The organism is Arthrobacter sp. Leaf337 (genome assembly GCF_001423745.1).
GTDB lineage: Bacteria > Actinomycetota > Actinomycetes > Actinomycetales > Micrococcaceae > Arthrobacter.
Map to the genome: position 1 here is coordinate 264,917 of NZ_LMPC01000001.1, position 14,458 is coordinate 279,374.

Annotated in this window: 14 protein-coding genes; 2 read left to right on the plus strand and 12 right to left on the minus strand. The window is 63.4% G+C overall.

The window, feature by feature from the left end; translation table 11 throughout:
- Positions 1-83: 83 nt before the first annotated feature.
- From ASF98_RS01200 to ASF98_RS01250, 11 genes are all read right to left on the minus strand, one after another.
- Entirely contained in the window at positions 84-1,472 is a 1,389-nt protein-coding gene (locus ASF98_RS01200; RefSeq protein ID WP_055796355.1) for a M23 family metallopeptidase, read from the minus strand.
- A gap of 27 nt (positions 1,473-1,499) precedes the next feature.
- A complete protein-coding gene (ftsX, locus tag ASF98_RS01205) occupies positions 1,500-2,414 on the minus strand; it encodes a permease-like cell division protein FtsX (protein WP_028270151.1) in 915 nt (304 codons plus the stop codon).
- A complete protein-coding gene (gene ftsE, locus ASF98_RS01210) occupies positions 2,411-3,208 on the minus strand; it encodes a cell division ATP-binding protein FtsE (RefSeq protein WP_055796358.1) in 798 nt (265 codons plus the stop codon). Before ftsE ends, ftsX begins: the two co-directional genes overlap by 4 nt.
- Positions 3,209-3,396: 188 nt before the next feature.
- Positions 3,397-4,512 (minus strand): peptide chain release factor 2, encoded by a 1,116-nt coding sequence (gene prfB, locus ASF98_RS01215; RefSeq protein WP_055796362.1) that lies wholly within the window; start codon positions 4,510-4,512, stop codon positions 3,397-3,399.
- Between the two features lie 54 nt (positions 4,513-4,566).
- Positions 4,567-4,980, minus strand: coding sequence for a pilus assembly protein TadG-related protein (locus tag ASF98_RS01220; protein WP_055796364.1), 414 nt, complete (start codon positions 4,978-4,980; stop codon positions 4,567-4,569).
- 44 nt (positions 4,981-5,024) lie between these two features.
- On the minus strand, positions 5,025-5,522 hold the full coding sequence (locus ASF98_RS01225; RefSeq protein ID WP_082506661.1) for a hypothetical protein: 498 nt from the start codon (positions 5,520-5,522) through the stop codon (positions 5,025-5,027).
- Positions 5,503-5,847, minus strand: coding sequence for a TadE family protein (locus tag ASF98_RS01230; RefSeq protein ID WP_055797244.1), 345 nt, complete (start codon positions 5,845-5,847; stop codon positions 5,503-5,505). The genes ASF98_RS01225 and ASF98_RS01230 overlap by 20 nt, the downstream gene beginning before the upstream one ends.
- A gap of 105 nt (positions 5,848-5,952) precedes the next feature.
- Positions 5,953-6,204, minus strand: coding sequence for a hypothetical protein (locus ASF98_RS01235; RefSeq protein ID WP_055796368.1), 252 nt, complete (start codon positions 6,202-6,204; stop codon positions 5,953-5,955).
- 65 nt (positions 6,205-6,269) lie between these two features.
- A complete protein-coding gene (locus ASF98_RS01240; RefSeq protein ID WP_055796372.1) occupies positions 6,270-7,211 on the minus strand; it encodes a type II secretion system F family protein in 942 nt (313 codons plus the stop codon).
- A complete protein-coding gene (locus ASF98_RS01245) occupies positions 7,208-8,062 on the minus strand; it encodes a type II secretion system F family protein (protein WP_055796375.1) in 855 nt (284 codons plus the stop codon). The genes ASF98_RS01240 and ASF98_RS01245 overlap by 4 nt, the downstream gene beginning before the upstream one ends.
- A complete protein-coding gene (locus tag ASF98_RS01250; protein WP_055796378.1) occupies positions 8,062-9,285 on the minus strand; it encodes a CpaF family protein in 1,224 nt (407 codons plus the stop codon). The genes ASF98_RS01245 and ASF98_RS01250 overlap by 1 nt, the downstream gene beginning before the upstream one ends.
- A 360-nt stretch (positions 9,286-9,645) precedes the next feature.
- Here ASF98_RS01250 and ASF98_RS01255 point away from each other — a divergent pair, with 360 nt between their 5' ends.
- Positions 9,646-12,072: a GH25 family lysozyme gene (locus tag ASF98_RS01255; RefSeq protein ID WP_442854021.1), complete on the plus strand. Its 2,427-nt coding sequence runs from the start codon at positions 9,646-9,648 to the stop codon at positions 12,070-12,072.
- Between the two features lie 119 nt (positions 12,073-12,191).
- Complete coding sequence (locus ASF98_RS01260) at positions 12,192-13,454, plus strand: lipopolysaccharide biosynthesis protein (RefSeq protein ID WP_156372237.1); 1,263 nt, start codon at positions 12,192-12,194, stop codon at positions 13,452-13,454.
- Positions 13,455-13,462: 8 nt separating this feature from the next.
- Here ASF98_RS01260 and ASF98_RS01265 read toward each other — a convergent pair whose 3' ends face one another.
- On the minus strand, positions 13,463-14,455 hold the full coding sequence (locus tag ASF98_RS01265; RefSeq protein ID WP_055796386.1) for a glycosyltransferase: 993 nt from the start codon (positions 14,453-14,455) through the stop codon (positions 13,463-13,465).
- Between the last annotated feature and the right edge of the window lie 3 nt (positions 14,456-14,458).

A 14,458-nucleotide genomic window follows, 5' to 3' on the forward strand; every position in this document is an offset into this window, starting at 1 on the left:
TCCTCAGCTCTTGGTCTGGATGGTTGCCCCGACCGTTGAGGCTCGGGGCTATTTAATTCTACGGCAGCCGCAGGGCCTGCCTGTCAGAGCAGGATCATCGGATCGACGGCCTGGCCGTTGAGCCACGTCTCGAAGTGTGAATGGCAGCCGGTTGAGTTACCCGTTGTTCCCGAATAGGCGATGAGCTGCCCCTGGCTGACCTGCTGGCCCAACGAAACGACCACGCTGCTGTTGTGGTAGTAAATAGTGGTCAGCGAGTTGCCTTGGACAACGCCATGCGAGATCTTCACGTTGTTGCCGCCGCCGTCGTTGCTCCACCCCGCGGATACGATCGTGCCGGCCGCCGGGGCGTAGACCGGGGTCCCGCAGCTGGCACCAAAGTCGATGCCGGTGTGCATGTATCCGCCGGAGCCGTAGAAGTCGACCGTGCCGGGCGGCGTCGCACGCCAGCCGAAACCTGAGGTGATGGGGACGTCGGCCGAGAATGGGTGCCGCAGGCCGAAGGCCGAAGGCGGCCCGACCTGCGGAACGTAGGGCTGGGCTGCCTGGCCGGCTGCCCTGGCCGCCGCGGCGGCGGCCTCGGCGATGCGGCGCTGTTCGGCCTCCCACGCTTCGCGCAGCTTCCGGTCACGTTCGACGATTTCCGCAGCCACGGCATCCTGGGCTGCCTGTACCTTGGAGAGTTGGCTTTGGATGCCCGGCTTTGCCGCCTGGAGTTCGTTGTTGATGCGGGTGGTGTCAGCGATCAGCTTGTCCACCTGCTCCTTCTTGGCGGCGGCTTCATCCCGGGCGGCCTTTTCCCGGGCCAGCGCGGCATCCGCCTTGGCCTTGAGGTCCTTGATCTCCGCCTCAACCGCCTGCAGCCGCGCCTCCGAATTGACGTTCGTTGCGTTCTGCTGGGAGAGCTTGTCCATGGCGGAGTTCTGGCTCCGCATGGCCTGGTCTGCCAGGTCCATGGTGTCCGTCAGGCTGCCGCCGCCCTTGGAGCCAAAGAAGAGCGTGAGGTTCGAGGGAACCCCGCCGGACTTGTAGGCCTGGGTGGCGATCTGACCGATGAGTTTCTTGGTGTCGGCGATCTTCTTCTTGTCGGTCTCGAGCTGCTGCGTGATCTTGGCCTTGTTCTGCTGCGCCAGATCCACCCGCGCAGCCAGTGCCTCGACTTCCTTGACGGCACTCGCAACCCGGCCCTGGGCTTCGAGCAATGCCTGCTGTGCGGCCGGGAGCTGGCCCTGGTAGATCACCAGGTCGCCGGCTGCCTTGGCAATCTTGGCATCCACAAACTCGAGGGACTGCTGCACCCGGGCTGCCTCGGCTTCCAGCGCCGCCTGCTTGTCTTCCAATTCGTCCGCGAAGGCCACAGGGGTGGAGGCGCCCAGGCTCGCGGCCAGGAGCAGTGCGAGGGCAGCGCTGATGATGCGGCTTCCCCGTCCCGCGGTCCGGCGCCGGCGGGCCTTGCGGTCCAGATCTGTCATGGTCATTCCTTCGTTGGTATGCACAGCCTAGACCCGCAAATATCTACGTAAGGTCAAGAGAGACGAAATTCCAGCCAAAGTTGCGCCCAGGCCGAGCAGTGCCGGAGCCAGGATCAGGGTCTGCGCCGGCGAGATGAACGCCGTGTCCGGATACTGCTTTGACATGTATTCGCCGAGGAAGAAATGGGCCACGGCCCAGAGCGTGCCCGAGGCCAGCGCCGCTCCGATCACGGCGGCGATGACGCCTTCGAGGATGAACGGCAGCTGAATCACGGTCTTGGAGGCGCCCACCAGCCGCATGATTCCGGTCTCCCGGCGCCTGCTGAAGGCGGACAGCCGGATGGTGGTGGCGATGAGCAGGATGGCGCAGACGATCATCACGCCGGCGATGATGACGGCGACCAGGGAAGCCGCGTTCATCACCGAGAAGAGCCGTTCCAGGACCTGGCGTTGGTCGATGACCGTCTCAACGCCGGGCTGCGAGGAGAAGGTCTCACTGATGATCTGGTATTTCTCCGGATCCTTCATGTTGATCCGGAAGGAGGCAGGCAGCTGGTCGGGTGTCACCGAGTCAACGATCGGTGAGTTGGAGAACTGCTCCTTGAAGTGCTTGTAGGCGTCGTCCTTGGACTCAAACTGGAAGTCGTTGATGTACTGGGCCACGGCGGGTGATTCCAGCAGGGTGCGCAGGTTTTCCTGCTGCTCCGGCGTGGCTGTCCCGGTGGCGCAGCCAGCCGCCGTCGAGCCGTCACCGCAGAGGAAGATTGCCACCTGGACCTTGTCGTACCAGTAGCCCTTCATCTGGTTGATCTGGAGCTGCAGCATGCCGGCGGCGCCGACGAAGGTCAGCGACACGAAGGTGACCAGGATGACCGAGACCACCATGGACAGGTTGCGCCTCAGGCCGCTGCCGATCTCGCTGAGGATGAAAGCCAGCCTCACAGTTCCTCCCCCGGCTGGGAGGAAACTGGCCCGTCACCCGGGTCCGCTGCAGACCCGTCCGGGCGTCCGCTGGCGTCTTTGAAACGGCGGGACTGCCCCACAACCGGCATCATCGACGTGTACAGTGCCCGTGCTTCGTCGCGGATGACGATACCGTTCCTTAGTTCCACCACACGTTTGCGCATCTCATTGACGATGTCGTCGTCGTGCGTTGCCATAACCACTGTGGTGCCGTTCTGGTTGATCTTGTCCAGGACGCCCATAATTCCCATCGACGTCGTGGGGTCAAGGTTTCCGGTGGGCTCATCCGCCAGGAGGATCCCCGGGCGGTTGACCACGGCACGGGCGATCGCCACACGCTGCTGTTCACCGCCGGAGAGCTCGTGCGGCATGCGGTGCTCCTTGCCTTCCAGGCCCACCGTCTTGAGTACTTCGGGAACAGTGTCCCGGATGATGCTGCGGCTCTTGCCGATGACCTGCATGGCGAAGGCGACGTTCGCGAAGACGTTTTTTTGCGGAAGGAGCCGGAAGTCCTGGAATACGACGCCGATCCCGCGGCGCAGCCGCGGAACACGCCAGCTTGAAATGTTCGCCACATTCTGGCCGGCGACATACACGGCGCCGGACGTGGCCCGGTCTTCCTTAAGCACCAGTCGGAGGAAGGTTGATTTGCCGGAACCGGAGGCGCCCACAAGGAACGCAAACTCACCACGGTCAATTTCAAGGTTGACAGAGTCCAGCGCAGGCCGGGCTTTCTGGTCGTAGACCTTGGTGACATTCTCGAAACGGATCATTGCCCTAAGAACCCTGCAGGACATGGCTTATGGAGCCCCGTACTGCAGCCGGTGCACGGGCTTTCTTTTGGGGGAAGTAGAGCTCCGGCTCCTCGACTATACGCACCGGCACCTGCAGAAAAGCTGGAGTTACCTGGCGTGTCGCAGGATTTCAGCCACCGAATGGAGCACCCCCGCCGGTCCCGACCCTAGTTGGCGGCGTTGCGGTTATCTGTCCGCCAGCGGATGCCGGCGTCGATGAAGTCGTCGATTTCGCCGTCGAACACTGCGGAGGTGTTGCCCACTTCGTGCTCGGTCCGGAGGTCCTTGACCATCTGGTAGGGGTTCAGGACGTAGGAGCGCATCTGGTCGCCCCATGAGGCCTTGACGTCGCCGGCGAAGGCCTTCTTTTCCGCGTCTTCCTGCTCCTTCTTGAGCAGCAGGAGCCGGGACTGCAGCACGCGGAGGGCCGCCGCACGGTTCTGCAACTGGGACTTCTCGTTCTGCATCGAGACCACGGTGCCGGTGGGGATGTGCGTCAGGCGCACCGCCGAGTCCGTGGTGTTTACGGACTGGCCGCCGGGGCCGGAGGAACGGAAGACATCCACGCGGATTTCGTTGTCCGGGATCTCGATGGAGTCCGTCTGCTCGATCAGCGGAATCACTTCCACGGCCGCGAACGACGTCTGGCGGCGGCCCTGGTTGTCGAAGGGGCTGATCCGGACCAGGCGGTGGGTGCCGGCTTCCACGCTGAGCGTGCCGTAAGCATAGGGTGCGTTGACCTCGAAGGTGGCCGACTTTAGCCCGGCTTCCTCGGCGTAGGAGGTGTCCATAATGGTGGTCGGGTAGCCGTGGCGTTCCGCCCAGCGCAGGTACATCCGGAGCAGCATTTCGGCGAAGTCCGCGGCATCAACTCCGCCGGCGCCGGCACGGATGGTGACCACTGCTTCGCGTTCGTCGAATTCGCCGGACAGCAGCGTCACCACTTCAAGGTCCTTCAGGGACTTCCGGATGGACTCGAGCTCGGCGGCCGCCTCGCCCATGGAATCGGCGTCGTCCTCGTCCTGGCCGAGTTCCACCAGGACCTCCAGGTCGTCAATCCGGGAAACGAGCTTGTTGAGCCGTTCGAGTTCGCTCTGCCGGTGGGAGAGCCTGGAGGTGATCTTCTGTGCAGCCGCCGGGTCGTCCCAGAGGTTGGGCTCGCCTGCGCGCTCGCTCAGTTCAGCGATGTCTTCCTTCAGCTCCTCGACATTCGAGACGTTTTCGATGGAGGTGTAGGTGGCGCGCAAAGCGCGGATTTCTGCGGAAAAATCTATTTGAGCCATGGTTGTTAAAGCCTACGCTATGGTTCCTAGCCGCCCGGCACCGGCTCTGCGGCGCTACCGGACCAGTCGGGAGCGCGCTGTGGAGGTGGCCTCAATCCTGATCCCGTCCGGAATGAGGAAGTTCACGATTGGAGGATGCACCTCAGCGCTCAGCACAACGACGGCGGTAGAACCGTCGGGGCTCCCGGTGTCCGGCGCGACGGCTAGGCCGTCGAACCTGGCAAAGGCGCCGTTCCGGCTTAGGTAGTCAGCGGCGACGCTGCGCACCCGCCCGCCGTTGAGGACCGCGGACGGGCTACCTCCGCCTGTCTCGACCTGGCCCAGCGTGTAGCTGTCGGCCGCTGCCACCGATGCCCCGTCTGCCGCGGACAGCAGCTTCTTGTGTTCAAGGTAGAGCGAAGAGGCCGCCATGACTGCGGTGGTTACCAGGAGCGCCAGAAGCACGTAGCCGATGATCAGGACCATCATCTGCCCGTCTTCCCGGCTTGGTTCAGTGTCACGGTGTTGGGACGCTATCGGAATCGCCCCACAATCTGCGTGGCGGAGGCGTCTAGCCGGCTTGCATTGAGCTGCATCGAGTCGCTGAACGGTACAAAAGGCAGCGGCACTGTGAGGTGGACGGTGACGGTGACGGTCGAGCCCGGGGCGAGGCAGTCCGAGGGCTGGCAGCTCGCGTCCATGCTCGCGTTGTCCGCCGTGTGTCCGTAGTCCGCCAGGGCAAGCATGACGGCCTGCTCGGCTGCAAGACGGCCGCTTTCTGCGTCGGGCTGGGCAACATACACCTTGGCTGCCTGGTCGGCCGCGCCGACGACAGCGAAGGCGCCGCCCTGGATCTGCCCCACGGTAATGATGAAATACACGAGGGGCACCATCAGGAGAAGGGCGAGGAAGGTGAATTCGACGACGGCGCTCCCGCGCTCGTCAGAGGTGGCTTCCCCGCTCCCGGGCAAGGCTTCCCCGCTCCCGGCCAAGATCAGCCTGGCCGCGGTCCTACGGCTGGACGGCAGCATGGCCTCTCACCTCCAGAGCCTCCCGGGGACCGATCAGCCCGATCACCGGCAACGGCGCCCTGACCGTGACTTCGAGGGCGCGGATTCCCTGATAGGTGACCTCCGAGGTGGTCACGTCTTTAGCGAAGTCCGCGTTGAGCGCCATTCCGATGAGCTCGCTGGTGCGGTCCCTCGCGTCGGCCGCGTTCCGGTCGGCGAGCGTGCCGTATCTGGCCCCCGAAGCCGCAGCGTCGATCAGCGTGTTGCGGACATGCAGCACCAGCGTCAGCTGGATGATTGCCAGGAAGAACATCGTGAGAAGCCCGCCGACTAGAACGAAGTCCACAACGGCGGAGCCACGTTCCCGCGGGGACGTAGCATCGCGATCAGCCGGGTTCTCCGATGTCCGGCAAGCCGGATCGTCCGCCGCCGCGACCGCCGGGGGCATCTGCTAGTTTCCGACCTTGTTCATGGCCTGGTTGAACAGCCCTTCGAGGGCAGGTCCGGCCAGGGCCAGCAGTGCAGCCACGAGCACTGCCGACATCAACGTGATCATTACCCAGCCCGGTACGTCCCCTCGTTCCGGATGGTCCGCGCCCCGGGCAGGCCCACGGCTGCTGTTCTCGACGAACGCTGCCGCTGTCCGGAGCAGCAGGACGATGGGGTGGATGAGGGCCAGGGCGCGGATTCCTAGGTGTTTCATCGAGATTCCATTCTGTGGGTTCGGGCTGGAGTTCTTGTCCGGCGATCCGGGCGATTTTGATTCAGTCATAGTCCGAGGCTGATGGCGGCGAGGCCGGGAAACACGGCAAAGATGACCGTCAACGGGAGTATGCCAAAAACCAGCGGGACCATCATGGCGATCTCCTTCTTTCCGGCCGATTCCATCAGCTCACGTTTGGCGGTGTCGCGAACATCCTGCGCCTGGGCCCTGAGGACATCAGCAAGGGGTGTCCCCCGCTCCACTGCCACGATGATCCCGTCAACGAATCGCACCAAAGGCCCCAGGTCGGTCCGTGCCGAGAACCGCTGCAACGCTTCGACCAGCGGTTTTCCGGCCCGGGTTTCCCCAAGGACCAGCTCAAATTCGCCGGCGAGTTCGCCATGCGATGTCCTGCAGACCCTGTCCAGGGCGCCCGAGGCACTTTCGCCAGCGCTAACGGCAAGTGCCATCAGCTCGGCGAGGCTCGGGAACTCGGCCATCATCCGCTTTTCCCGCCTGCTGATCTGGGCGCCAAGCCAGTAGTCCCTGAACAGGAATCCGCCAAGGGCGCTGCCGAGGATGACCACAACAGCGAGGAACGGATTGAACTGTCCTGCGGCCACTCCGACTAGCACCAGGCCCGTGGCAACGACGAACGCCAGGACAGCCCACAGCAGCTGCTCTGCCCTGAAGTCGACGACAGACTTGCGGATTCCTGCCTGCGCCAGCCTGCGGCTCAACGCCGAGGACCCCAGGTTGAACCGGGTGAGGAACGAGTGCGCGTCTTTCAGCATCGGGCGCAGGATGCGTTCGAGGGGACCGAAGGGCGTGAGGTTGTCCGCAGGGGCCATGAGCAGCCTGGACTCCAGGTTCTGGGACTTGAGTTGCGGTTCAATGCGCTCCGAAAAGCTCATGGGCCGCATGAATGGCAGCCGTACAACCAGAAGCCAGAGTCCGGCTCCGAGCAGGAGACCGTAGATCACGGCAGCGGCCGCGGGCGACGTCATCTGAGCACCCGCTCGTCCTCGGGAAGGGCCCCGATGCGCAGCATGACGGAGTAGCAGATGGCGGACACGACCAGCCCGCCGAGGAGCACCGCAGCCCCCATCGCCGTGTTGTAGGCGGCGACCGCTTCGGGTCTGGTGGCCAGCAGGACCATGACAATCCACGGAGCAGCCACTGCAAGCCGGGCCGCATTCACCGTCCAGGACTGCCGGGCTTCGAGCTCGCTTCTGGTCCGTGCGCTTTCCCGCAGGAATTCGCCCAGGGTTCCCAACAGCCGGCCCAGGTCGGAGCCGCCCACTTCGCGCGTGAGCCTCAGGGCTTCGACAATCCGATCCGCGACGGGATCAGCAAGCCGTTCTTTGAGCCTGTTGAGGGCCGGATCGAACTGGCCGCCGGCGCGGTAGTCGGATCCAAAATCACGAAAGACGTGCCGCAGTTCCTCGGGACCCTTGTCACCCAGTTGGATCAGCGCCTCCGGCAGGGACAACCCTGCCCTGATTGCGGAACGAAGGTGGTCAACAACATCCGGCCAGAGCTGACGCAGTGTCGCCGTGCGTTTACGGGCGCGCCACCTGACAACTGCCATCGGGAGCCAGCCGCCAAACAGGCCGAAGCAGGCAGAGATGGGCCAGGACCTGGTCACGGCGAAGAACACCAGACTGACGAATGCCCCGAGGCCAAGACACGTAGCTACCAAACCCAGCCCGGAGACGTTTTCGATTCCTGCTGCCCGCAGCAGGTCCCTGAGCCGACTGGAGCGGGGAGTGCGTTTGACGGACTGGGGCTGTTCCCATGCCGACCACCAGATAAGGAACAGGCCTGCACCGAGAACCACGCCCAGCACGGGGGCCATCAGCGAACCTCCAGCAGTGCCGCAACGTCGAATCCCGCAGCGGCGAACTTCTCGACGGCGGGCATGGAGTTGGCCCTGGGCTGCAGCTGGCCGTCGACCATCGAGAAAACCATCGACGACTCGATGATGCCATTCTCAACCCGCCTGCCAAGGGAGAGGATCTCCGTCACCTGGCGGCGGCCGCTCGCATGGCGGCTGCAGTGGACCACCAGATCAATGCATGAGGCGACCGTCGGCACTACGAACGCACTGGAGATGTTGTCACCGGCCAGCAGCGGAAGAGTGCACAGCTTGGTAACGGCGTCGTGCGCGGAGTTCGCATGCACAGTACACATGCCGGGCATACCGGAGTTGAGCGCGATGAGCATATCCAGGCTTTCCGCCTCGCGGACTTCGCCAACAACCAGGCGGTCCGGCCGCATCCTCAGCGCTTCCTTGACAAGCCTTCGCAGCGGGATCTCTCCTTCCCCCTCAAGGTTCGGCTGCCGGCACTGCAATCCGACAACATCACGCAAGGGAAACTGCAGTTCAAAGATTTCCTCGACCGTGATGACTCGCTCACGTGCCCCAATGCTGGCAGCCAGGCAGTTCAGCATGGTGGTTTTCCCGGCTTGCGTAGCCCCCGACACCAGTATGTTGAGCCCGCTGGCTACTGCGGCACCCAGGAACCGGGCCGACTGGGGAGTAAGGGTGCCGAGCTCCACGAGGTGGTCGAGCCGGCTTGCCTTGACCACAAACTTTCGGATGTTGACCGCCCAGTGGCGCCGCGTGACATCCGGGATAACAACGTGTAGCCGGGATCCGTCCGGGAGGGCGGCATCCACGAACGGCGAGGACATATCGAGGCGGCGGCCTGAGCTTTTCAGCATACGTTCCACAAGGTCCCGGACCTGCTGATCCGAGAGACTAAGGGACGTGAGTTCAGATTCGCCGTTCCGCGCCACGTAAATTTCGCTCGGTGCGTTGATCCAAATTTCTTCGATGGCGGGGTCATCCAGCAGGGGCTGCAACGCGCCGAAACCTGCGACGGCGTCGTAAACGTGCCGGCGGGCGGTGTCCAAGGGGCCGATCGGCGGAAGCGGTCCCATGAGCGCACGCTCGTCATAGTCGCTGACCGCCGCTTCGACCAGGCGTCTGACCTCGCCGGCCTGCCGAAGCGGGTCAAGGCCGCGGCGCCGGATCAGTTCGCGGACCTCGTCCTCCACAATTCGAACAGCATCCATGAGTTCCCCAATACGACTGCCGCCCCCGACTGAGGCAGTACAACTGCGTTAAAGCTAAGGGACTTGCACATGTCAGCCAAGTCACATCAGCAAAGCTGTGGATAAAGCGACAATTCGCGTGAAATCTGATTCACATTGGTAACACCAGAATCACTAGTCGCTCCATGCACACTGGTGTTATGGTAGGCGCGTTAAGTCAGACATATCTCACAGTTCGGTTCTTCCTGCGGGATTCAGCTGTAGATGCGATCTATGACCTGTTCTTCGGGGCATGTCATTATTCCGGAGCGAAAAATGAAGCGGAACCCAGCACCCTTCCCACCCAACCATTGCATCCGGTTGGGGTCGCTACTGCTGGCTATGGCCTTGCTGACGGGTCCGGGGCTTGCCGTTCCGGCCAACGCCGTTGAACCGGAACCGACGGCAACCTCGGCCGCTCCTACGGAAACCGCATCGCCGGCACCGGCGGCTTCTTCTATTGCATCTCCCGCTCCGGCGGCGGTCGGGACACAGGCAGCGTCGCCCGCCCCCGCCGTCGCCACTGCCGAATCGGGCACCACAGCAGAACCCACCGCCACTGTTCCGGACCCGAACTCAGACGCCGGCCGCGCAGCCATGGCGACGGCCGTCGGTCCCGGAGGGGCGGAGATGGGCCAGCGGTCCGCACGCGTCACAGGCTCCGCCAAACTGTTGCAGGGCACCAAGTCATTGACGACGCAATCACTCGAAACCCAGGGCACGTGGTCCCCGACGTTCGGCGTCAAGGGACTGGACGTCAGCGCCTACCAGTCCAGCGTTGACTGGCTGCAGCAATGGAACATGGGTGTCAGGTTCGCCTACGTCAAAGCATCCGAGGGGAACTACTACACCAACCCCTCGTACAGCTCCCAGTACAACGGCTCGCGGAACGTCGGTATGATCCGCGGCGCCTATCACTTCGCCATCCCGAACTGGTCCTCAGGGGCCGACCAGGCCCGTTACTTCGTTCAGAACGGCGGCGGCTGGAGCCCCGACGGCTACACCCTCCCTCCCGTCCTGGATTTCGAATTCAACCCTTATGAGGGACGGACCATCAACGGGTTCTACTTTGGCAACACCTGCTACGGAATGTCACCGGCGCAGCTGACCAGCTGGGTGCGGGACTTCGGCAACACCATGCTGGCCCTGACCGGGCGGCTCCCCATGATTTATACCAATACCTCATGGTGGAAACAGTGCACGGCAGACGCGGCAGGTTTCGCCGATTACCCGCTGTGGATCGCCGCCTACCCGAGTTCCGCCACGAACGATGCCGGACCGGTTCCGTCCAGCTGGGACACCTACAGCATGTGGCAGTACAGCAGCACAGGACCCTTCGCCGGCGATTCGAACGTCTGGAACGGCGACTATGCTTCCCTTTCGCTGTTCACGGGCACGCGGCCTCAAGGCTCGTTCGACACGGCTACGATCGAGCGCACCGGCACCACTACCGCCCTGAAGATTCGGGGGTGGGCACTGGACCGGGCATTGCCGGGCGCCACCACGGAAGTGCATGCCTACGTGACGGCACCGAACGGGACGAAGACCCTGTATGAGTTCCCGGCAACAACGTACCGGCCCGACGTCAATCAGGTTCTCGGTCTGGGCGATTACCACGGCTTCGACAACCAGATTCCGATTAAGGTTTCCGGAAAATACACCATCTGTGTCTACGCCATCGGCAAGTTCATCAACCCCGGCATAGGCTGCAAGTCGCTCACGGTGGACGGTGCCGAACCGCCAATCGGCAGCCTGGACGAAGTGTCCGAACAGCGGTCTCCGGACAAGGAGTCGCTGAAGGTACGGGGCTGGGCCGTGGACATGAGCCGTCCCTCGGTTACCGCCGAAGTTCATGCCTACCTCTACGGCCCGGACGGGAGCAGCACGCTCTACAAGATCCCTGCAAATACTTCGCGGCCGGATGTGGACCGGATATATTCCGTCGGCTCCAACCACGGTTTCGAAACCAATATCGACATCAAGAAGGCGGGCAACTACAAGCTCTGCGCCTATGCGATCGGCCTTTACCTCCACTCGGAACTTGGCTGCCGGTCCGTTAGCATCGCTCCGGGCACGACGCCCGTAGGCACCCTCGATGCGGTCAGCGTCAAGAAGACCAGCACCCAGGCATCCCTCAGCGTCCGCGGGTGGGCGATCGACTACGGGAACACTTCCGCCCAGATCCCGGTGCACGCCTACGTCCTGGCACCCGACGGCACCAGCACACTGCATGAGTTCACGGCGTCAAAGCCCCGCGCTGACGTCAACAAGGTTCTCGGCGTGCCGGGCGATCACGGCTATGAAGCCGACCTCCCCATCAAAGGTCCCGGCAAGTACAGGGTGTGCACCTACGCCATAGCCCTCAGCCCGGTCTCCCCCGGCAACCCCCTCCTCGGCTGCGGCTATATCGACGCCGGCTTCAGCGCCAGCCCGATCGGCTACCTGGACTCGGTGGGGATCGAAACGGTTAATGGCGTTGCCTCTGTCGTTGCTGCAGGCTGGACCGTGGACCGCGACGTGCCGACGGAATCCCTGAGCGTTCACACCTATGTCACAGCGCCGGACGGAAGCACCACCAACTTCGCGGTGATGGCCAACCAGCCGCGGCCGGACGTGAACCAGATACTCGGGATCAGCGGCAACCACGGGTACACGGCTAAGAAGGCAATTAGCCAGCGCGGCAACTACCGAATCTGCACGTACGCCATCGCGGCCTCGCCGTTCACCACCGGCAACTCGCTGCTGGGCTGCAAAAACATCTCGTACTGAGACGGGGGGTTGGAGCGGCACGGTTCCTGGGCGCCGCAGCACGCGAGGTAGGATTCAAACTGGCCTAAAGCCGACTCGCATGGGCCACATGCTTGGACCCATAGGATCGGAGATCTCGCGTGGCTTCGAAAGCTGCACCCGCTTTGTTCCGCCGTTTTGGCGGTTTCGCAACATCGCTCGTGTTCTCTACCGTCATCAATCTGCTCGCCATCCCGTTCGTTATTTCCACGTTGGGCAAGGAGACCTGGGGCGAACTGGCATTGGCCCAGGCCACGGCAGCAATTTTCGGGATCGCTGTCGCCTTCGGCTGGGGAACCGTCGGGGCCGCCCTCGTGGCATCACTCCCCGAGCGGGAGCGCCCACAAATGTTCCTCGACTCCCTGGTCAGCAGGGCCTATCTCTTCCTGTTCGCCGCGCCCGTGATGTACTTCGTAATGCTGCTGATGGGCAAAATCGATCCCCCGGTGGCAGCCCTGGCGTCAGTGGCCTACGTTCTGCCGTTCGTCGGTGCCTCGTGGTTCTTCATCGGCCAGGCAAAACCGTGGAAGCTGTTCCTCTGTGACGTGCTCCCCCAGGGGCTGGGCATCGTGGCCGGCGTTGTGCTGATCCAGTTCTTCCCACAGCCGGTCATATTTGTGCTGGCACTGCTGGTCTTCAACCTGCTGGCAGTCGTCATTGGCGCGGGCGGCGCACTCTCACGCGCAGGGCATCCCGTGAAGGCGGATCTCCGCATCGTCCCCGCCATGAAACGCCTCCGCGACCAGAAATACGGCGTGATCGCAGCGGGCACGGGAAGCCTCAACAGCAACCTGCCGCTGCTCGCGGTGGGCCAAGTGGTTGCTGCCGCACTCCCCCAATACGCCCTGGCGGACAAGCTTTTCCGCTTTGCTGTCGCCGGGTTCGGTCCCATCCTCCAGGTGATTCAGGGGTGGATTCCGGAGGCCGGACCGGCCAAAAGCTCCCATCGGATCCGCACCGTGGCCAGGATTGCCCCGATAGTCGGCCTGCTTGCCGGAGTCCTCCTGGCGCTCCTCACCCCATGGGCGAGCCCGCTGTTCTCCAGCGGAGTCATCACTATCGACTATAGCCTCAGCATCCCCTTTGGACTGATCCTGGCTGGCGTCATTGTGGCCCAGGTGGTGGGACTCGCCTGCCTCATTCCGCTTGGCAAGGGAGCCGCCCTGGCGAAGTCGACAGCCATCGGCGCAGCCTTCAATGTTCCGATGATGTTCATCCTCGGCATCTTCTACGGCGCCCCCGGCGTCGCCTGGGCGGTCGGCCTCGCCGAACTTGTCGTCGCCGGCTACCAGATCATGGTGGTCCGTGACAGCCTCAAGCACCTCGTCCAACCGCCGGTCCCAACCGCGGAACAGCCACACTAGGCCGGCAGTTACTTCCGGCGCCCCTTAGTGAAGAGTTCAACCGGAACGCCGGCTACAAACTCGACGAAGCACGGCAAGGCAATGTCGCCGCTTCGCAGGCCCGAGACAAGCGCACGCGAGGTAGGCACCCAGCCGTGGCCTGTTTCGAATACAGCCACGCCACTCTCCAGTCCGGGAGTGCCCGCAGCAACGCGTTCCCGCAGGGCATCAGCCATGACCCGTCGCCATCCGAAGCTCAGGTCGTTGGCCGTCCTGAGCATGGCGAGCGGGCTGCTGCTCCCCTGAAATTTCCGGGAAAGGGCAGTTACATGTTCGAAGGACTTGGCGATGCTCTTCCGGCCGCCGACCTCGCCGAGGACATTGCCGCCGTGCTGGACATAGTCCTGGACAACGTCTTCGACAACGAGCGCACCGCCGGTTGCTTTGGCGCAGACGGCCAGCCAGTGGTCATGTACCTGCGAGATGGTGTTCAAACGGGGGAATGGCAGCGCCAGGTCAAGAAGGTCCCGGCGGAAAACGCAAAGGCTTCCTGTCACCTGGTTCTGGGCAAGGAGCGCATCCAGACCGACATTTTTGCGCTGCGTTGATTCGGTCACCACCTCGTTGGCGGGCAGCCGGACAACGCGTGCCTGCGCGGCCACAAGGCTGACGTCGTTCAAATGCGGCAGCATCGATTCAATCTTCGACGGATACCAGGAGTCGTCCTGGTCCGACAACGCGACCCATGCTGCTTCGGCAGGAACATGCTGCAGGACGCGTTCGAAGTTGCCGTAGAACCCAAGCCTGTCCTCGAACCCGAGAACCCGAAACCGCTCGTCGCCGCCGAGTTCACGGTCCACGAAGTCACGAACTTCGGCGAAGCCGCCGTCCGCCGAAATGAGGCATTGGAACTGCGAGTGTGTCTGGTTCTGGATGGATCGAAGCTGGGTCCTGAACAGTTCCCAGTCCGGCTGGTACGCCGCCAGGGCGACCACACCGAAGGTCGTCGAATCGAAGCGCATGGA